This window comes from Lysinibacillus sp. NPDC096382, assembly GCF_044762845.1.
In the GTDB taxonomy this organism is placed as follows: Bacteria; Bacillota; Bacilli; order Bacillales_A; family Planococcaceae; genus Lysinibacillus.
The window spans coordinates 1-19,331 of sequence record NZ_JBIWFC010000008.1 but is presented as its reverse complement, the minus strand read 5'-3'; the positions used below and the strand labels follow the sequence as shown (position 1 = coordinate 19,331).

Sequence of the window (19,331 nt, the reverse complement as noted above, 5' to 3'; positions counted from 1 at the left end):
GACAAATAATGAATATTTATAAATTTACAGTATTGTTAGTTTTAACGACATTTTTAATGGGATCTTCGTTTGCCATTGTTAAATTGGGATTGCCTTATGCATCTCCACTGTTATTGGCTGCACTTCGCTTTATACTGGCAGGGATTTTGATGGCTGTCGTCGTATTAGCGATAAAAAGACCTCATCCCACTTCAAAAGAAGGCTGGATGAAAATTTTAACGATTGGAGCATGTCAAACTGCGGGTGTAATGGGCTGTATTTTTTTAAGCTTACGGACAATTACGGCAAGTGAATCTTCTATTCTAACATTTACGAATCCGTTACTTGTCGTCATATTTGCTACAATATTTACGAAAGCTCGTTACCGATTGTATCAATGGTGTGGTGTTTTCTTAGGGTTAATGGGTGTTACGATTACAATGGGTATGCAGATTGAAGGGAAAATCGGCATTCTTTTTGGTATTCTTTCAGCTGTTTTTTGGGCAATTGCAACATTACTGGCTAAAAAATGGGGTGTTTTATTTGATACATGGGTGCTATCAGCCTATCAAATGCTTTTTGGTGGTTTACTACTTTTAATGGCAAGTTTCGTGTTAGAACAACCATTTTTTACTGTGAATGTTCATTCAGTATTCATTTTATTATGGCTTAGCATTTTCTCGTCAATTGTTCAATTTGCCGGCTGGTATTATCTTTTACAAAATAGTGATCCTGGAAAAACGAGTGCCTTTTTGTTTTTAGCTCCTTTTTTCGGTGTGATAACAGGCTGGCTACTATTACATGAACCATTAAAACCATCGTTAATCGTAGGAGGGCTGTTTATTATTGCTGGTATTTATTTAGTGAATCGGAACTTTACGGCTTACCCAAGAAAAGTATCCGCGGAGCGTCAAGTATAGTCTGTCCGCGGAAAGAAGGCAGAGCACTGTGCTAGTTTAAACATCTAACTGAAAAACTTCTTTAAAGCCAGCCCGTCCTTTTTCAGTCACTTTAATGGCACGAATAGACGGGACACGAGTCACCCATCCCAAATTTAATAAATGGGCAAGGATCCCTTGACCAAGAGCACCAGCTAGATGATAACGGCGTTCACTCCAATCCAAACATGCAGGGGAAAATGATCTACGCTTTCTTTTTAAATCATCTAAATCAAGACCGAAATCGGTAAAAAATTGTGCACCTTCAGATGATATGAGAAACTGCTTTTCTTCTAGCTTTAGATAGCCAGCGTTAAGCAAAGAGTCTGTTAATTGAACACCTAGTTTACCAGCTAAATGGTCATAGCAAGTTCTAGCACCCTGTAATAGTTTCATTTGGCTAGATTGTTTTAGGGAGCGTACTTCAGGTGGAGGAGAAATCGCTAAGAAAGATTCGAGTAAATGAGCAATTTCTTCGTCTGCTAATTGAAAATATCGATGACGACCTTGTTTCTCTACTTTCACAAGTTTACCATCTACTAACTTTGCAAGATGAAAGCTAGCAGTCTGGGGCTTAATAGCTGCCATATAAGCTAATTCACTGGCAGTGTGAAAACGACCATCCATCATACTAGCAAGCATCGTAGCTCTTGAAGTTTCCCCAAGAAGCGAAGCGATTTCAGCCATGTTTGGATTAATACCCATTTGTCACAGTCCTTTCTGTACTCCATATTTCGATTTTCGTATAAGTATTTATCGTTTACAATAATACATAAAAAGGTGGTAGTAAATAGCTATGAAAACATATTATGCCGTAATTTTCACATCACAAAGAACAGACGAGGATGGAGAAGGCTATGCCAAGATGGCAGAAATGATGGATAAACTAGCACAAAAACAGCCCGGTTTTCTCCGTGTAGAAAGTGCCAGAAATGCAGAAGGGAAAGGCATTACAGTATCCTATTGGGAATCACTAGAGGCAATTCAGGCATGGAAAGACAATTCAAAACATCTAGTAGCACAGCAATTCGGAAAAGAAAAATGGTACATGCAGTACAATGTGGAAATTTGTACAGTCATAAAAGATTATTCTTACATAATGTAATTAAATCGAACGCCATGTCCTATGGCAATTTATCCGTAGCGAAAGAAAGGCGACAGCTATATTGTTTTTTGCGCGTCAGCGGCAGATGTTTTAGAGGTTCGAAAATTTAGTAGCAATGTATTAGCTGAACCTGCCATACAAGTATACAAGAATTTAGATTCAGCTGTATTAGATGTTGATCTGCAACAACAAACAGCCATTGTATCTTATCGACAAACGAAGCGAGAAAGTGCAGATAATATCGTATTATCATATGATATGAAAAACCATCGCATTATTTGGGAAGAAAATATAGGTGTTGTTAACGCTGAGCAAAAAAATCCGGGTGTTCGTACATTAGAGAACTACTATGCGATTCAAACAGGAGATGAGCTTTTGTTGTTAAATAAGGACACGAAAACAGAAATGTTCAGATATCAGCTACGTTGGAATCGCCCAATTCAGTGATAATTAAAGAGCGAAGAATTATTTATCCCCTCCAAGTAACGACTTGTGAGGGGATTTTTTATAGAGTTGCTCAATATATCATAAAATGTTATATTATTTAGTGATATATCGTTTTATGATATATTGGAGGTGTAGACAATGAAATCATTAGAGCAGTTAACTGATTCTGTTTTTTATATTATGGCTGCCTTAACGGAGCCTCGACATGGCTATGCGGTCATGAGTTTAATAGAGGAGACAACAAAGGGTACTTTCGTAGTTGGTCCTGCATCCCTTTATACAATTATTAAAAAACTATTAGCTGAACAACTTATTCAGCTACATGGTGATTCGGATTCTCGGAGAAAAGTCTATGTCTTAACGGATAAAGGTCGAGATATATTGCTTGAAGATATTGAAAGAAGAAAGGTCATGATTCAGTTGGCAGAGCAGGGACTACAAAGGGGGCAAAAATAATGCGAAATAAGAGATATATGGCATCATATGGGTTAGCTTTTTCTGAGGAGCGCGATATGAAAAAATTAAGCGAAGAAGCGGCAAAAGGTTGGCATTTAAAAAGATTTCGATGTGCTGGCTATGGTCTAGAGAAGGGTGAACCACAAGACGTCATTTTTAGTATTGATTATCGTAAATTACCGAAGAGTGAAGAAGAGGAGTATTTTGAGCTATTTGCTTACGGTGGCTGGACACATGTTTGTTCTAGTACTGATATGCATATTTTTAAGGCAGCACCAGAAACTACACCCATTTATAGTGACGCTGAGTCTTCTATTGATAAATTAGCACGTCTTGCAAAGCCTGTAAACCTAGCAGCATCTATTGCTCTTGCTATAACGATGGTTTTGTGGGTAATTATGACATTTACCACTGGAACAATTCAACATATTGCGGACCAAGGATTTATATATTCCTTTGTTTTTACTGTTCCTGCAGTAATGACTTCTGGTGGAGTTTACTATCATATGTGGAAAAACCTACGATTAAAATCCAAGCATATATAAAGAACGAACAGCTGAAGCTTATCAGCTGTTTTTTCATGTTGTTGAAAATTAGTATGTCAATGAAATACAAAATGGGGGGTGATTTCCGTTGCAACTAGGGTGTTCGATGAGCCGCTTGGTCCAACATGATGTTTTATGTGCGAGATCGTAGTGCTACGAACACTAAATCACAGGTAAAATTTACTTAATGTCGAAGTAATATATGTAGAACATTAGAATATAGATAGCTAATTGCTTTTAAAATTTAAGATCATTATATTTACAAACTAGGCATGTCCAATATTTGATGACAATATAATAGTACAGTTGCCTACATTAATTGGTAATACACTTGCAAAGTAGAAAAACCATAACTTACTACTCGTTGAGAAAGGATAGGATGATGGAATGAATATTGGGAATAGCATAGCGCTTATTGTAAGTCTGATTTTTTCAAGCATTTTGGTTCGGGCAATATATCGCGTTTTTGTGAAAAAGAAAGTACCTACTATGGCGTATACACCATTTGATAATGCCATGGATGGTGGAAGTAAACATGACAATTAAGTGAGTGGTGGTTACAAACATCAAACAGTAGGGGTGCAGGCTTCATATAACTAATAGTATAAAATATGAGAATCTACTATTATTTCAATATGAGATAATAGTAGATTATTTTTCTTTTATCGATAATAAGATTTGTGAAGGAATTTTATCCTGTATTTGGTATTATTTATTCAAGGGATAGTCAATAATTTTGTGTAAATGACAATCTACCCTTTTTTTATAGATCAAAGAATGATTTTGTTTTGGGAAGGTTAACTCTTCCATTTTCGCTTTGCGTAACTTAACTTCGCTCGTGACTGATTGAAACAGTTACTTTATATGAACTCGCAGAAGATTATTATTCTAAATAATTTGTAAAAGCATACTATTCGGATTTATTTTGGGGGGATATTATGATTCATGGTTCTTGGAGAGCATTGGTATGGATTGGATTATCAGAATTATTTGCATTAAGCTTGTGGTTTAGTGCATCTGTGATTGCACCCGAATTAATTGAAATTTGGAACCTTAGCTCCAATTCAGAAGCTTGGCTTTCAGCTGCTATTCCTATTGGCTTTGTAATAGGATCATTGTTTAGTTCCTATTTTGGGGTAGCGGACCGCTTTAATTCCCGAAAGATTTTTGCGATTTCAGTTTTTCTAGGCGCAATATTAAATGTCTTACTAATTCTAGTCCATTACGCTTTTTTAGGTATTCTACTTAGAATTTTAACTGGAATAACTCTTGCCGGTGTCTATCCAATAGCAGTGAAAATTTTATCACAATGGTTTCCACAAAAACGTGGGTTTGCAATCGGAGTCTTAATAGCTGCATTAACATTAGGATCATCATTACCACATTTTGTAGTTATGTTTTTCTCTTCGTTAAATTGGAAACTCGTGATAATTAGTACTTCAGGATTGGCTTTATTATCGGCTATAATAGTTACTTATATTTTAGAAGATGCACCGATTGTACCCAATAAATCGCCTTTCTCTTTAAAATTAATAAAAAAAGTTGTTTTGAATAAACCGGTAATGCTTGCGAACTACGGTTATTTCGGGCATATGTGGGAATTGTATGCGATGTGGACATGGCTTCCAGCTTTTTTGACAGCTAGTTTTTTAACTTATTCACCAGAAATTCCTCATTGGTTTATTGCATTATCCTCCTTTATTTCAATAGGAATTGCTGGAGGGATTGGTTGTGTGATAGGAGGACTAATCTCGGATAAAATCGGAAGAGCCAATTTAACGATTATTTCTATGTTTATTAGTGCTATCTGTTCGCTAGTAATAGGTTTTACATTTGGGCAGTATATTTGGTTAACGTTAATAATCTCCATGATTTGGGGGATGTCTATCATATCTGATTCCGCCCAATTTTCTGCTGCAGTTTCAGAAATAGCCGATGTTGATTATGTAGGTACAGCCCTTACTTTTCAAATGTGTATTGGTTTCTTACTTACTATATTTTCAATAAACCTAATCCCGATTATACAGAGGATCATAGGTTGGGAGTGGGTCTTTACAATATTAGCGATTGGACCTATTCTTGGAATTGGATTTATGGTCAAATATAGACGTTACGAAGTACTAATGAGAAAGTGTAATTTGTAACTTTTAGGTATTATCTCTATCACAAAAAAATGAATAGCCTCAAAAAAATCCAATTGTTTTGATTATTTCAAAACAATTGGAATAATTTAGTGGTAAATCAATGTTTTTTAAGTATGAAGCTTAGGCTTTCTTTCCTTTCGGGTATCCGATGAGGATAGCGATGGTTCCGCAAATTCCTATAAGAACTGGATAGAAAGAGTATTGTAACATGCTCACTGGTGAAATTCCGGCTACACTTGCGGCTGCCAGGAATTGGGCTCCGTATGGTAGAAGGCCTTGAATCGTACAGGAGAAAATATCTAATATACTTGCGGACTTTCTTGGCTCAATCTCATACTGTTCAGCAATATTTTTTGCAAGCGGACCAGCAATTAAAATAGCAATCGTGTTATTGGCCGTCGATAAATTAGTTAGGCCTACAAGACCGGCAATACCAAATTCAGCACCTTTTTTCGATTTAATTCTTTTTGTTGCAAGGTGAAGTAGAAAATCAATCCCTCCGTTAAACTTTATAACCTCCACCATTCCAGCTATTAATATCGCAAGGAATGCCATTTCATACATGCCTGACATTCCTTCGCCGATCTTTTGAAAAAGGCTCATTAAATGATAGCTGCCATCCGCTAAGCCAACAGCCCCGGCGAGAACAATCCCAGATGCCAGAACAAGGAAAACATTCATTCCAGCTAACGCTAAAATAATGACCAAAACATAGGGAACAATTTTTACCCAACTATAGCTTAAATGCTCCACTTGTGCAGTTTCACCCATTGTAATGAACCCTAAAATAAGGCTCGTTACAATAGCTGCCGGCAACACAATCCAAAAATTCACCTTAAATTTATCCTTCATTTGTGCACCTTGTGAACGAACGGCAGTAATGGTTGTATCTGAAATAAAAGATAAATTATCGCCAAACATTGAACCGCCAACAATTGCTGCCATTACTAAAGCTATGGAAAGCTCGATATGCTCGCTTATGCCAACTCCAATTGGCGCTAGCGCAACAATCGTCCCCACCGATGTACCCATTGATAGGGAAATAAAGCAGGCAATGATGAATAAGCCTACGACAAGCAGATTTGGCGGAACGACCGATAAAGCAAAGTTTACAGTGGAATCCACTGCCCCCATGCCTTTTGCTACCGCTGAAAAGGCCCCAGCCAAAAGAAAAATAACAACCATCAGCATGACATTTAAATTTCCTGCGCCTTTGCAAAAAATATCAACCTTTTGCGCAAACGATTCTTTTCGATTCATCGCTAAAGCGACAGCGCCTGAAATGGAAATGGCTACAATAACAGGGAAGGCGTAAAAATCACCTGTAATAACCCCTGAACCAATAAATAAAATCAAAAAAACAACAAATGGGATCAGCGCCCATGGATTCTCTTTCTTCATGTCTACCTCCAAAAATAAAATTGGACACGTCTTTTGTCCATTCTTTTTACGAAAAAAGGCCTCTTCTTGTATCAACAAGAAGAGGCCTTATATCTATAAAACACTCCTCTTATCTATCAAGCCTTTGCCTGCTGGATTTGGCACAGTAACTTAAATCATAAGTTCCGCTGCCGAGATTTCATCGGGCCAGTCCCTCCATCTCTCTTGATAAGAAGCAAATATATTATTTTTTTTCACAATAATAAATATTATAATAAAAAGTCGATATTTGCAACATATTTTTAATCAAGCTTGATTAAAAGCTATATTAATTAAGGAGATTGAACAAGTAAGAGGATAGGAAAGTGTGAATTTTTGGTGCCGCTATTGAAGGCTTTAATAGTCTAACGCAGCACAATTTGATTTAACAACTAAAAAGGGAAAAAGAAGGCGCCCTTAAAAGTAGGGGCGCCTAAAACATTTGTGGTAAAAATTCCGTCATAAAGCGTTGATTTTTACGTAGCCATATTTTTAAAATCATACGATGTGTTAGGAGGCGTTGTCTTTTTTGTGGTCTAGCCTTTGCCTCTATTAAACTTTGTAGTAGAGTACATGTTTCTGTTGCAAATGCTTGAGGGTCAACTAGGACGTCAAGCTTATAATCAATTAATTGTACCGCCTGTACCTTTGCAAGTAATTGTGCAAAGCGTGTATTCATTTCTGGAAAGTTTTCTTCTAGTTCTAGGTCGATTAAACTATATAGTGTTTGTTCAATGTCAGCTTCGAGTGCTTGTAATTGTTTAATGGATGGCTGTGTCAAAAAATCACCTCTAGTTTTTTAAAAATGCGGCTACACAAGGTAAAAGCCAAGAGCAGCGAAAAGTAAACCGAATAAAACGGTAATGCCTATATAAACAATCGCTTGTCTCCATTTTTGCTGCTCTAAGAGCGTCAAACATTCAAAACCGAATGTCGAAAAAGTCGTATAGGCTCCTAAAAAACCAATCCCTATAAAATGCCAAATCCAATCACTTGGATGTAGCGCAAATAAAAAGCCAAGCGCAAAAGACCCCGTTATATTAATAAAAAATGTTGCCCATGGGTATGTATGGACAATCAATTTTCCTAGATAAAATCGTGTTAGTGCACCCAAAAATCCACCGATGCCAATAATTATCATACGATGCGCCCCTTTGCTAGTTTAAATCCTAGCCATGCACAAGCTAAACCGCCAAAAACACTTGCTAAAATATAAAGAACGGCTTGGAGCCATTTACTATCCTGCAAAAGTAATAGTGTTTCTAAAGAAAATGTCGAAAAGGTTGTAAAGGCACCAAAAAAGCCAGTACCAATTCCTATAATAACAGGCGTTCGCTTTGTAAACGTAGTAAATAGCCACGCTAAACAAAAGCAGCCAATTAAGTTCATACAAAGTGTCGCAAATGGAAAACCACCGTTATTTGAAAGTGCTAGACCAAGGCTATATCGACAGATGGCACCCAAAAATCCGCCAATTCCAACAGCTAAAAATGATTTCAAAGTAAAGACTCCTTACTAAAATGTCTATATTAAAAAGTGTATCATGTGAACACCATTTTAGATATTTTTCTATAGATATATAGAAAATATCACCGTTTTACGATTTTTATTTTTCCTTCCAAAATACTTCGTAGTTAATGTCCATGTCCATATATCATAACAAAATTTTAGTTCTAAATAAGAAACTCTTTAGTATTTCAAACACTATTACAACGTTCAATTGAAATCCGACAACGGTTAATCCGTTGACAGAAAACCCGCTAACGGAAAAAAACAATTATACAAAAATAATAATAACGATAGAGCTGATGCCTTGAAAAGCGCACAGTAAAGTTCAAAACAATAAACGATGTTTCAGTTTGGCGTTCGTGTCTCTTCTATTCAACTTTCACCGATGGATGTTGGCGTAGCAAAGATGGATTTTGGAAAGCAGGGGACAGTCTCCGTGTTTACTATTCTTTAATTTTATTGGGAGGATGGGCGATAAATTAACGTTAGGTGATAAGTTAAAAATGTAGGGTGATAAATTAAAGTTAAGCGATAAATTTAAAAATTTGGGTGATAAATCTAAAAATTGTTCCGATCAATTGCTGGAAGCCCCTTTCGAACTAGATTTGTTTGTTTAGGGTCTTCTAGAATTGAAAAATTTGTATTTAACACAGTAATCGATTGTCAAATTGTGAGAAATCAAGGATACTACTCACCGTTTTTTGAACTTGATTCTTTTTTACTACTCTGCCAGCTACTTAACACAAGTAGTGTAACAGGTAACGTGTTTTTGCTGTTGCAAACATGTCATAATTTATTATTACTATAATTGACCTTTAACATTGTCAATGACAGTATCAAAGTCTTTATTGGAATCGACACTTTCCGTTATTGTAAAAACATATCCATCTGGATCTTCTAAAGTTAATTCTTTTGCATTCCATGGTTGAACTGTCGGTTTTTGAATGATATTTGTTTCATTTTCCAGTGCAGCTTGATAAATACTATGAATATCACTAGAAAATAAATTAATAATGACTGAGTCACAAGTGTTGACTTCTTCATCCTGTAATAACATCAAATCTTGGTACTTTGCGCCTCTTAAATGTATCATTGAAGTTGTTCCGTTAGCATCTGAAAAATCAAATACTGAATTGAAATTTAGTACATTCCCATACCATTCTTTTGACTTTTCAATATTTCTTACTTTTAGCTTTACAAATAAGGGCATTTGATAAAATTCATTCATGTCTATTTCCTCCTTTAGGTTAATACAAACTAACCATAAAGGTTTACGCAGCGTTAAAGTCAATACAAAAAGTTATAGATTTTTTATTTTAAATTTTAGGATTTTAGCAATTCATCGCTTTAAAGCGTTAATTTTTCCCTGAAAAACAGAAAAAATAACAGTGAGTTGGTTGACAAATATTTCTAAAGTATGATAATCTTCAATAACACTATAACAATCTTAAGTAAAGGAGGGCATGACGATGTTAATTTTACCAGTATCATATCAAAGTACAACTGCATACATTGTCCATGTCTTCTAACATTTTTTTGCGTTGCAAATAAATGGCATGGGTAACTCCTTGCCTTTTATGAAGAGACACATGCTCTTTTTTTGGGAGTATGTGTCTTTTTTGTTGCAAAAAAGTGTTGTAGTGATCATAAAAAAGGAGTGCATGTGTATGCGAAACAAAGTACAAAAAATGATTTTCATCAAGAAATTTATGGAGAGTGGGTAGCAAAGTTTTAACAGCACTTGAGAAAGAAGGTTATAACGTATGTTTGATGTTTTAAGTAAATTAAGCTGGTTTTTCAAGAAATACTGGAAGCAATATACAATAGCCGTTACGCTCTTAATGATTGCGAGTGGCTTAGAAGTTGTTCCACCGTATTTACTAGGGTCAATTATTGATATATTGACTGCTGGTGAAATGACACCAGCTCTTTTAACGAAGTATATTTTGATTTTCGTGTGTATCATGATTGGGGGTTATGCCCTTAATTTTGTGTGGCAATTCAGATTATTTGAAGGGGCTATTAACTTAGAGAAAATTTTACGCCGCAACCTTATGCAGCATTTTTTGCGTATGACGCCAACTTTTTATGAAAAAAATCGTACTGGGGATTTAATGGCCCGTGCGACGAATGATTTAAACGCTGTGTCGCTGACTGCTGGGTTCGGGATTATGACATTGATTGATTCCACAATTTACATGGGCTTTATTATTTTTGCCATGGGTTTTATGATTTCGTGGAAGCTTACTTTTTTTGCAATGCTGCCAGTACCAATCATGGCCATCCTTATTCAATATTTAGGGAAGATTGTGCATGAACGCTATATGAAGGCGCAGGATGTTTTTGGAGAGCTGAATGATAGTGTTCTAGAGTCGGTTGCAGGAGTGAGGGTTGTACGGGCATACGTACAAGAAAAAAAGGACGAAACAAATTTTGCAGAGATGAGCGAGATTGTGTATGAAAAAAATATGCATACTGCAAAAATTAACGCCTTATTTGGACCGATTACAAAGGTCGGTACTGGGATTAGTTATGTTGTAGCGCTTGGCTATGGTGCTCATTTAGTAGCGATTGAGGCTATGACAGTTGGGCAGCTTGTAACGTTCAATGTTTACTTGGGGCTAGCAGTTTGGCCAATATTTGCAATTGGGGAACTTATCAATGTGATGCAGCAAGGCAACGCTTCACTTGATCGTGTACAGGAAACGCTAAACTACGAGATGGATGTTCGAAATATTGCAAATCCCCAAATGATTTCAACACCAAGTGCGATTGGCTTTGATGATTTAACATTCCAATATCCAATGAGTCAGGTGAAAAATCTCCAGCAAATTTCGCTGTCGTTGAAAAAGGGGCAAACACTTGGGATTGTCGGTAAAACAGGAGCGGGTAAAACGACCTTCCTACGACAATTATTACGCGAGTATCCAATCGGTGAAGGACAGCTATCGATTGATGGAGTCGATATTACTGCACAAACGAAGGAGCAGTTACTCGACTGGATTGGTTATGTTCCACAGGATCATGTTCTATTCTCACGTACTATTCGTGAAAATATTTTATTTGGGAAAGAGGATGCTACACAGTCTGAATTGCAGCAGGCGGTTCGTGCAGCATACTTTGAAAAGGATTTAAAAAATTTACCAATGGGCTTAGAGACACTTGTTGGTGAAAAGGGTGTATCTCTTTCAGGTGGTCAAAAGCAACGTGTTTCAATTGCACGTGCTCTTATTAAAGACCCTGAAATTTTAATGCTTGATGACTCGCTTTCTGCTGTAGACGCCAAAACAGAGGCAAGAATTATTGAGAATATACAGCGAGAACGACAAGACAAAACGACGATTATTACAACACATCGTTTATCAGGAATTCAGCACGCCGATTTAATCATCGTGCTAGATGAAGGCCAAATTGTAGAGCAGGGAACACATGAGCAGCTTCTTTCACTACAAGGATGGTATAAAGAGCAATTTGACCGTCAGCAGCTAGAAGGAGGTGCCTCATGAGTACGGGTCAACGTTTAACACGCTATGCAATGTATTTTAAAAAACCGATACTACTTGGATTATTTTTCTTAACAATCGCCGTTTTTACGGAGCTTGTTGGGCCGTTTATTGCGAAGCATATCATTGATAATTACATGACAATTGGCCGCATTGAATTTAAACCAATTACTTGGCTATTAGTTGTCTATTTACTTTTAGCAATAGCTACAGCTGTTTTACGCTATTTTATGTATATCTATTTACAAATGGGTGCTAACCGTGTTGTACAAAAATTACGTAAAGATGTATTTGAGCATATTCAAACATTGCCAATTCAATACTTCGATAATTTACCAGCAGGGAAAATTGTAGCCCGTGTCACGAATGATACTGAGGCTGTTCGTAATTTATACGTTCAAGTACTTTCAAACTTCGTTACAAGTTTAATTTCTATTGTGGGTGTTTATATCGCACTCTTCATTTTAAATTGGAAAATGGCATTCCTAGCACTGGCTATGGTACCAGTCGTTTATTTATGGATGATTTTATACCGTAAAGTTGCTTCGAAATATAATGATGTTATTAGAACGAAAATCGCCGATATTAACGCAATGATTAATGAGTCAATTCAAGGGATGACGATTATTCAAGCATTCCGTCGTGAGCAGCAAATGACGAAGGAATTTGATGACATGAATAATGAGCATTATGCATACGAGCGCAAGCTGCTTTTCCTCGATTCTGCAACTTCCTTCAACCTTGTTAATACATTAAGACTTCTTATGTTTACGATCTTTATTTTTTACTTTGGTACACAGTCATTTACAGCAACGGAAGTTATTTCTGCGGGGACATTATATGCCTTTGTCGATTATTTAACGCGATTATTTAATCCGATAACGAATATTGTCAATCAATTTTCTCAGCTTGAACGCTCACTTGTTGCAGGGAAGCGTGTCTTTGAGGTGTTAGATATTAACGGGGAACCAGTATCTGAAAAAAGTTTACCTAGATATAAAGGGAATGTGGTGTTCGAAGATGTTTCCTTTGCTTATAAAAATGATGAATACGTATTGAAAAACCTATCATTTGAAGCACATCAAGGTGAAACCATTGCCTTAGTTGGTCATACAGGATCTGGGAAAAGTTCTATCATGAACTTATTGTTCCGTTTCTATGACCCTTCTAAAGGGAAAATTACGATTGATGGCATTGATATTACTTCGGTTCCTCGCCAAACAATGCGTGAACATATGGGCATTGTTCTACAGGATCCATACTTATTTACAGGCACTATTGCTTCGAACGTTAGCCTGAATAATCCTAAAATTTCACGTGAAAAAATAGAAACCTCATTAAAAGCTGTTGGCGGTGATCGTGTTTTAGCGAACTTGCCAAATGGCTATGATGAGCCTGTTATTGAGAAGGGGAGCACACTGTCATCTGGACAGCGTCAGTTAATTTCCTTTGCGCGTGCGCTTGCCTTTGACCCGGCTATTTTAATTTTAGATGAGGCTACTTCTAATATAGATACGGAAACAGAGGAGATTATTCAGCATGCGATGGATGTGCTAAAAAAAGGACGTACAACATTCATTATCGCTCACCGACTTTCTACTATTAAAAATGCAGATCGTATTCTTGTCTTAGATCGAGGTAAGATTGTTGAGCGTGGTACACATGATGAATTAATAGCGCAGGGCGGCATTTACGAAAAAATGTATCAAATGCAGGCGAATTCATTGCAATAATTTATGGAATACGTGAAGCCCCACTCTATGAAAAAAGTGGGGCTTTCTATTTAAGATTTTATATTTTTAAAGACATTGACAACAAAGAACAGCACTGAAATTGCCACTGCGATACCGCCACCAGATACAAAGAGTTCAAATAACCAGCGTGGTACATCTATATAAACCATCATCATACCGACTAAGAGGAACGGCAATCCGATATTGTAAAACCAAAATTGTGCTTTGGCTAAACCTGTCTCGGCGGCATCTTTATATACAGAATAAATTAAGCCGATTAAACCAGTTGTTAGCCAACCTACTACACCAATATGTGCATGTGTCGTCTTCCAGTCGAGTTGATTTGTATAATGCATAAACAGTCCAAAGGCCATAACAATCACTAAATATAAAACTGAAATCTTTATCCATTTAGCACCCATTTAATAAACAACTCCTTTCCCGAAATTTATTTAGCTAGCTATTACAGTTTATTCTTGTCGAATAAAAAAGATGACATTTTGTAAAATAAAAAAGTGTTTTATTGTAAAATGCTAATTTTTTCCGTAGAATAAAAGCGTGAAAAGTAGAAATTTGCCAATTGGAGGGTCTATGAAAAAGAAAATTAATTTTTTAATAATGATTTTAATGGTCTGTTACTCGACCATCATCTTTGTTGAGAAGGCAGGTGCTAGTGAGCAAATGATGACAACAAAAGTGAATAGCATTATTGCGAAGAGTTGGAAGAACAACGAGTACAGTATTACCGTACGAGATATAGAAACAGGTAATGTGCTCTACAATAATAATGGTGAAAAAATGATACGTCCTGCTTCTACGCACAAGCTTTTAGTTAGTGCCGCTGCATTGGATTTATTAGGACCAGATTATCGCTTTGCGACGAAGTCGTATGTCGATGGATCAATTGAAAATGGTGTACTTTACGGTAATATTTATTTACAGGGCGGGGGAGATCCAACGCTTTTACCTAGTCATTTAGAGTCATTCGCCAATGGCCTGAAAAAAATGGGTATCTCTAAAATTACGGGTTCTTTAATCGGGGATGATACTTGGTTTGATGCAGATCGCTTACCGAAGGGTATTGTACCTCAAGAAGAGAATCAACCTTATGCTTCACGTATTTCAGCGTTAACGATTTCGCCAAATGATCAATATGATATAGCAAATGTGCAAGTGAAAGTGACAGGCTCAAAGGTTGGCACTACAGCTAATGTTCAGCTTGTTCCGTTTGCAAGTACTATCCCGGTTGTTAACAACACAAAAATTGTTAAAAAGGGCGAGAAAAGTACTGTGAAAATTACAAGAGAATATGGTACAGATCGAATTATTGTAACGGGTAACTTACCAGCAGATTCACAGAAAAGTACATATGTAACGGTCTTTAATCCAACCCTATATACACTCGATGTATTTCGGGAAAAATTAGTAGCAAAAGGTATCCAAACAATGCCTCTTGAATCTGGGAAGGTACCTGAAAATGCACAGCAAGTGGGTATTTCGTATTCAAAGCCATTAACTGAGATTAACTTTAAATATTTAAAGTTAAGCATTAATGGCATGGGTGATATGTTGACAAAACAACTTGGACGAGAGTTACTCGGGGAAGGAAGCTGGTCGGCTGGCATCCAAGCAATTCGTACATATGGTAGTGATAATGAGCTTACTATGGATCAGTGGTATTTTGAAGATGGTTCAGGTTTAAGCCATCAAAATCGAGTTAATAGTATGCAAGAAAGTCTATTATTATATAAAATTCGAAGTAAATCCTGGTATAATTCATATTTAGATGCATTACCGCATGCAGGAAGAAAGGGCAGCCTTGTTGGTGCGACTTTAGAAAATCGTATGAAGGGCTATAGTGTATCTGCTAAAACAGGCTATATTTCTGGAACATATTCTTTGAGTGGATATGTAAAAGGAAAAAGTGGCAAGTGGTATATCTTTAGTATTTTGACACAGGCGAATAAAACTTCAGCCATCCCAACTATTGATGAAATTGTTAAACAGATTGCAAATGAAATGTAAGCTTAATTGCTTAAATGAGCATGTGCAAAGACGATAAAAGTAAAAATCTCGCTAGTTCGCTTTTGTGATGATGAAAAAAGCTATTCTAGAAAACAAAAAGCTATTTTTAAGCTGAACTAATTTTTGTATTAGTTCAGCTTTTATTTATGATTAAAGCTATGATTTGGAAAAGTGATGCTGGTAGATACTGAAGTAATACCCCAATCAACCCAATCAACCCAATCAACCCAATCAACCCAATCAATTCCCAAGTCTGATGGAAAGGGCATTCCTAAGAAGCCTAGATGGAACAATTCTTAATATAATGCAAAACCACGGTGATCATCAGTTATTCGAATATGGAAGAATAGAAAAGGTATTTGGAAACGATCCATATGACATCACATTAAGAGTGACCGGATTTGAAGGTGCGCATAACCCTCCATACAAGTTAATACGTATGACTATTCGTATACCTGGTGACAAAAAAGAGAATACCAATTATACTGTTTCATCTTCTTCTCATCGACATATTTCAAACAAAGAATTTGAGAAGTTAACTAAATATACGTATGATTAAAGTAAATATCTTATGGGCCAGGCTGGATAGTATAATTCCTTGATAAACAATCTGCCCCGATTGTTGAACACAAGTTAAACAACACTCTTAAGCTAAGCTGTTTCATTAGTTGAATTACGGATAAAAAAATAAAACATAGTGGAATCAAATAAAGTTTTTTGTCATAAAGTTAGCTGACACTAAATAAATGAGGGGGTATTTATAAATAAAAAGATTAGGATGTCGTGCATTTAGTAAATACTAGTGTACGTCTTTTTTTCGTCCAATATGCATATAATATAGACTATATTAACTTTTTTCCAACTTAAAACGTCAAAAAGAGGGGTAAATTTTTTTGCAAGAGAGGACTTATGTATGGAAAAAAATATGAAACGCTCTAAGGAAAAAAAGAGCAAGAAGAAAATTTGGCTATGGATAGTAGGTAGTTTATTAACAATTTTTTTAATTTTTATAGGTACTGCTTATTATACAATCCAAAAAACGATGAATAAAATAAATACACCATTACTTGAAACGACAGGTGATGAACATAAAGAACAAAAAATAGTTACGAAAAAAGATCCGTTTTCTGTGTTAATGCTTGGAGTGGATGAACGTAAAAATGATAGTGGCCGTTCTGACACGATGATAGTCATTACCGTGAATCCTGAAAAACATACGATGAAGATGCTCAGTATACCTCGAGATACTCGTACAGAAATTATTGGACATAATTCCGTCGATAAAATTAACCATGCCTATGCATTTGGAGGCGTTCCAATGGCGGTGAAAACGGTGGAGCACTTTTTAGATATACCAATTGATTATTATGTATTTATTAATATGGAAGGCTTCCTACAAATTATCGACACGATTGGTGGGGTAACAATTGATAACGACATGGATTTAACTTATAACGCCTACCATTATCCGAAGGGGGAGATCACTTTAGATGGTGATAAGGCACTGATTTTTTCACGTATTCGTTATGAAGATCCCCGTGGTGATTTTGGTCGTCAAATTCGACAACGTCAAATTATTGAAGCAGTTCTGAAAAAAGCCTCTTCGACATCTTCTATTTTATTAAAGGCTACAGATATGCTTGATGTAGTAGGAGACAATGTCCGTATGAATTTTACGATGAAGGACTTAATCCAGTTACAAAGTATTTATAAAAAAATGGATGGTAATATTGATCAGTTATCATTTAAAGAGGGAAATGGTAAAAGGATTGATAATATATGGTATTTCATGCCTGAAGAGACAGAGCTAGAAAAAATAAAATCGGAATTAAAAGCCAGTTTGCAATAAAAACTTAGGTGTGACAATTTGAGTATGATAGCTGTAAATCTATTGACAATGAAGGGAGGGAGATCAATGAATGGGAGGACCCAGGTGCTTAGGTATACAGCTCTAAACAATTGCATGCAAAGCTATGTGCCTAAGCGTAAGGTTCAAAAAAGTCGAGTCAGTTCAGCCATGCGACATTTACAACTATTGTGTTTAAAAATTTTTATGTGAAAAATAAAAAAATCATTCAGGTAGGGTGCATGCCTAGTTGAATGGTTTTTTTATTTTTTTCAGCAGGTATCCAACACGCAAAAAAATAGAGGAACTCAGTCTAAGAATGCCACGTCCTGTGGCATTACTGAAATGATCGATATCGTGTATGCCATCATGTAGGCCAAAGCACATAGCCTATTTCGGACGCATTATGCCGTGGCATAAGTGTTTTGAATTGGGTGTTTGAAAAATCAGGAAATTGCTGTATAATTTTATTAGAAATGGTTGAGGGAGTGATTGTGTTGATTATAGGCACAATTTTATTAGTAGTTGCAGTACGTGCAGGTATTGGTTTAGCAGTCGACTTAATTAATAGCAGCATCACTCTACTACACAAAGTAACCATTCATACTCGGAAAACAAAAGAATAGGATGCATCTAGGCAAAGTTATAAAGTAACTTTGTCTATTTTTGTGGCTCATAATCAATTTAGGGAAGGCATTTGTTAAATCGTAGGAGCCTAGTTTAGGACCAACCGAATTTGTTTGTTTGGGACCTAGATTTTAGGTTGACCTGATCAGTTTTCTATTTGACCTAAGCGTCATAGATGAGACCCTGGAGCTGAAGAGAAGTAGATCTCCCGATGCCCCTGGAAAGCCTCTAGTCGGAACAGAAAATCAACCTCATGTTTTGCTGATGAGTCATTTTGGTGAACTTGGAACAATTTATGTGATTAATTCGTCAATAAACTGTAAAAAATGTTATACTATAAAAAAACAGTATCGGGGAATGAGCATGCAAGAAGAGAAATCAAGTTTCAAAAAAGAATTAATATCTTATCTTAAAATTATAGTGATTACAGCTATAGTTGTTTTAGGCTGTAAGCAATTCTTATTTGCACCGATTAAAGTGCAAGGGGCTTCTATGTACCCAACTTATCATGATAAAGATATTATTATGGTAAGTAAAATGAGCAAAATTGAACGCTTTGATCAAATTGTTTTTCAATCACCAACAGAAGATGAACTCTATATTAAACGAGTAATTGGCCTACCAGGTGATACAGTTGAAATGAAAGACGATGTTTTGTATGTAAATGGCAAAGCTTATAAAGAAGATTATGTGAATCGTCAAACCGATGATCCTAATCAATTACGTATTACAGAGAATTTCACATTAGAGCAATTATTAAATGAAAAAAAGGTTCCTGAGGGTATGTATTTTGTGCTGGGGGACAACCGTTTGAAAAGTTCTGATAGCCGCCACTATGGCTTAATTTCTAAAGATGCCATCTATGGTGAAGCTAAATTAACAATATATCCGTTTAGTCGTTTCCATATCGGTCCAAAATAAATAATTGGGATTTTCAGTGAAAAAAGAGGCAGCGCTTGTGGAGGGCACTGAAAAAGTCTATATCTTTTCACATTGCGAGGTATTCAACGATTAAATCGTTGAATACCTCGCTTTTTTCATTTGGCACTGTGACT

Annotated in this window: 20 protein-coding genes and 1 riboswitch; of the genes, 13 read left to right on the top strand and 7 right to left on the bottom strand. The window is 36.2% G+C overall.

Going from position 1 to position 19,331, the window contains the following annotated elements:
* Positions 1 to 8 precede the first annotated feature (8 nt).
* On the top strand, positions 9 to 899 hold the full coding sequence (locus ACIQZA_RS12920; protein WP_400934844.1) for a DMT family transporter: 891 nt from the start codon (positions 9 to 11) through the stop codon (positions 897 to 899).
* A gap of 36 nt (positions 900 to 935) precedes the next feature.
* Here ACIQZA_RS12920 and ACIQZA_RS12915 read toward each other — a convergent pair whose 3' ends face one another.
* Positions 936 to 1,622 carry an ArsR/SmtB family transcription factor gene (locus ACIQZA_RS12915; protein ID WP_400934846.1) on the bottom strand — a complete coding sequence of 229 codons (687 nt, stop codon included), beginning with the start codon at positions 1,620 to 1,622 and terminating at the stop codon, positions 936 to 938.
* A gap of 91 nt (positions 1,623 to 1,713) precedes the next feature.
* On the opposite strand from ACIQZA_RS12915, the gene ACIQZA_RS12910 reads away from it, so the two are divergent.
* The 6 genes from ACIQZA_RS12910 (at position 1,714) to ACIQZA_RS12885 (ending at position 5,614) form a co-directional block, all read left to right on the top strand.
* Positions 1,714 to 2,022 (top strand): antibiotic biosynthesis monooxygenase family protein, encoded by a 309-nt coding sequence (locus tag ACIQZA_RS12910; protein WP_402881731.1) that lies wholly within the window; start codon positions 1,714 to 1,716, stop codon positions 2,020 to 2,022.
* 258 nt (positions 2,023 to 2,280) lie between these two features.
* On the top strand, positions 2,281 to 2,469 hold the full coding sequence (locus ACIQZA_RS12905; RefSeq protein WP_402881728.1) for a hypothetical protein: 189 nt from the start codon (positions 2,281 to 2,283) through the stop codon (positions 2,467 to 2,469).
* A 138-nt stretch (positions 2,470 to 2,607) separates the two neighbouring features.
* Entirely contained in the window at positions 2,608 to 2,925 is a 318-nt protein-coding gene (locus tag ACIQZA_RS12900; protein ID WP_402881726.1) for a PadR family transcriptional regulator, read from the top strand.
* Positions 2,925 to 3,470: a DUF2812 domain-containing protein gene (locus ACIQZA_RS12895; RefSeq protein WP_402881725.1), complete on the top strand. Its 546-nt coding sequence runs from the start codon at positions 2,925 to 2,927 to the stop codon at positions 3,468 to 3,470. The genes ACIQZA_RS12900 and ACIQZA_RS12895 overlap by 1 nt, the downstream gene beginning before the upstream one ends.
* A 387-nt stretch (positions 3,471 to 3,857) precedes the next feature.
* Complete coding sequence (locus ACIQZA_RS12890; protein WP_400934854.1) at positions 3,858 to 4,016, top strand: DUF3951 domain-containing protein; 159 nt, start codon at positions 3,858 to 3,860, stop codon at positions 4,014 to 4,016.
* A 392-nt stretch (positions 4,017 to 4,408) separates the two neighbouring features.
* A complete protein-coding gene (locus ACIQZA_RS12885; RefSeq protein ID WP_402881723.1) occupies positions 4,409 to 5,614 on the top strand; it encodes an MFS transporter in 1,206 nt (401 codons plus the stop codon).
* Positions 5,615 to 5,734: 120 nt separating this feature from the next.
* On the opposite strand, the gene ACIQZA_RS12880 is transcribed toward ACIQZA_RS12885, so the two are convergent.
* From ACIQZA_RS12880 to ACIQZA_RS12860, 5 genes are all read right to left on the bottom strand, one after another.
* Positions 5,735 to 7,015 (bottom strand): Na+/H+ antiporter NhaC family protein, encoded by a 1,281-nt coding sequence (locus tag ACIQZA_RS12880; protein ID WP_402881722.1) that lies wholly within the window; start codon positions 7,013 to 7,015, stop codon positions 5,735 to 5,737.
* A 106-nt stretch (positions 7,016 to 7,121) separates the two neighbouring features.
* Positions 7,122 to 7,229: riboswitch (SAM riboswitch) on the bottom strand.
* Between the two features lie 237 nt (positions 7,230 to 7,466).
* Positions 7,467 to 7,814 (bottom strand): hypothetical protein, encoded by a 348-nt coding sequence (locus ACIQZA_RS12875; protein ID WP_400934862.1) that lies wholly within the window; start codon positions 7,812 to 7,814, stop codon positions 7,467 to 7,469.
* A 30-nt stretch (positions 7,815 to 7,844) separates the two neighbouring features.
* Positions 7,845 to 8,174 carry a fluoride efflux transporter CrcB gene (gene crcB / locus ACIQZA_RS12870; RefSeq protein ID WP_400934864.1) on the bottom strand — a complete coding sequence of 110 codons (330 nt, stop codon included), beginning with the start codon at positions 8,172 to 8,174 and terminating at the stop codon, positions 7,845 to 7,847.
* Positions 8,171 to 8,533 carry a fluoride efflux transporter CrcB gene (gene crcB / locus ACIQZA_RS12865; protein ID WP_402881718.1) on the bottom strand — a complete coding sequence of 121 codons (363 nt, stop codon included), beginning with the start codon at positions 8,531 to 8,533 and terminating at the stop codon, positions 8,171 to 8,173. The genes crcB (ACIQZA_RS12870) and crcB (ACIQZA_RS12865) overlap by 4 nt, the downstream gene beginning before the upstream one ends.
* A gap of 811 nt (positions 8,534 to 9,344) precedes the next feature.
* Entirely contained in the window at positions 9,345 to 9,770 is a 426-nt protein-coding gene (locus ACIQZA_RS12860; protein WP_402881716.1) for a VOC family protein, read from the bottom strand.
* A gap of 535 nt (positions 9,771 to 10,305) precedes the next feature.
* Here ACIQZA_RS12860 and ACIQZA_RS12855 point away from each other — a divergent pair.
* Positions 10,306 to 12,048 carry an ABC transporter ATP-binding protein gene (locus tag ACIQZA_RS12855; protein WP_142506903.1) on the top strand — a complete coding sequence of 581 codons (1,743 nt, stop codon included), beginning with the start codon at positions 10,306 to 10,308 and terminating at the stop codon, positions 12,046 to 12,048.
* Complete coding sequence (locus tag ACIQZA_RS12850; RefSeq protein WP_400934869.1) at positions 12,045 to 13,778, top strand: ABC transporter ATP-binding protein; 1,734 nt, start codon at positions 12,045 to 12,047, stop codon at positions 13,776 to 13,778. The genes ACIQZA_RS12855 and ACIQZA_RS12850 overlap by 4 nt, the downstream gene beginning before the upstream one ends.
* A 50-nt stretch (positions 13,779 to 13,828) precedes the next feature.
* Here the strand turns inward: ACIQZA_RS12850 and ACIQZA_RS12845 are convergent, their stop codons facing one another.
* Complete coding sequence (locus ACIQZA_RS12845; RefSeq protein ID WP_402881713.1) at positions 13,829 to 14,200, bottom strand: hypothetical protein; 372 nt, start codon at positions 14,198 to 14,200, stop codon at positions 13,829 to 13,831.
* 169 nt (positions 14,201 to 14,369) lie between these two features.
* Between ACIQZA_RS12845 and dacB the strand changes: the two genes are divergently transcribed.
* From dacB to lepB, 4 genes are all read left to right on the top strand, one after another.
* Positions 14,370 to 15,803: a D-alanyl-D-alanine carboxypeptidase/D-alanyl-D-alanine endopeptidase gene (gene dacB, locus ACIQZA_RS12840; RefSeq protein WP_402881710.1), complete on the top strand. Its 1,434-nt coding sequence runs from the start codon at positions 14,370 to 14,372 to the stop codon at positions 15,801 to 15,803.
* Positions 15,804 to 16,716: 913 nt separating this feature from the next.
* Positions 16,717 to 17,652, top strand: a complete 936-nt coding sequence (locus ACIQZA_RS12835) for an LCP family glycopolymer transferase (RefSeq protein WP_400934876.1) — start codon at positions 16,717 to 16,719, stop codon at positions 17,650 to 17,652.
* 494 nt (positions 17,653 to 18,146) lie between these two features.
* On the top strand, positions 18,147 to 18,275 hold the full coding sequence (locus ACIQZA_RS12830) for a hypothetical protein (RefSeq protein ID WP_256469411.1): 129 nt from the start codon (positions 18,147 to 18,149) through the stop codon (positions 18,273 to 18,275).
* A gap of 364 nt (positions 18,276 to 18,639) precedes the next feature.
* On the top strand, positions 18,640 to 19,197 hold the full coding sequence (gene lepB / locus ACIQZA_RS12825; protein ID WP_142506899.1) for a signal peptidase I: 558 nt from the start codon (positions 18,640 to 18,642) through the stop codon (positions 19,195 to 19,197).
* Positions 19,198 to 19,331 lie beyond the last annotated feature (134 nt).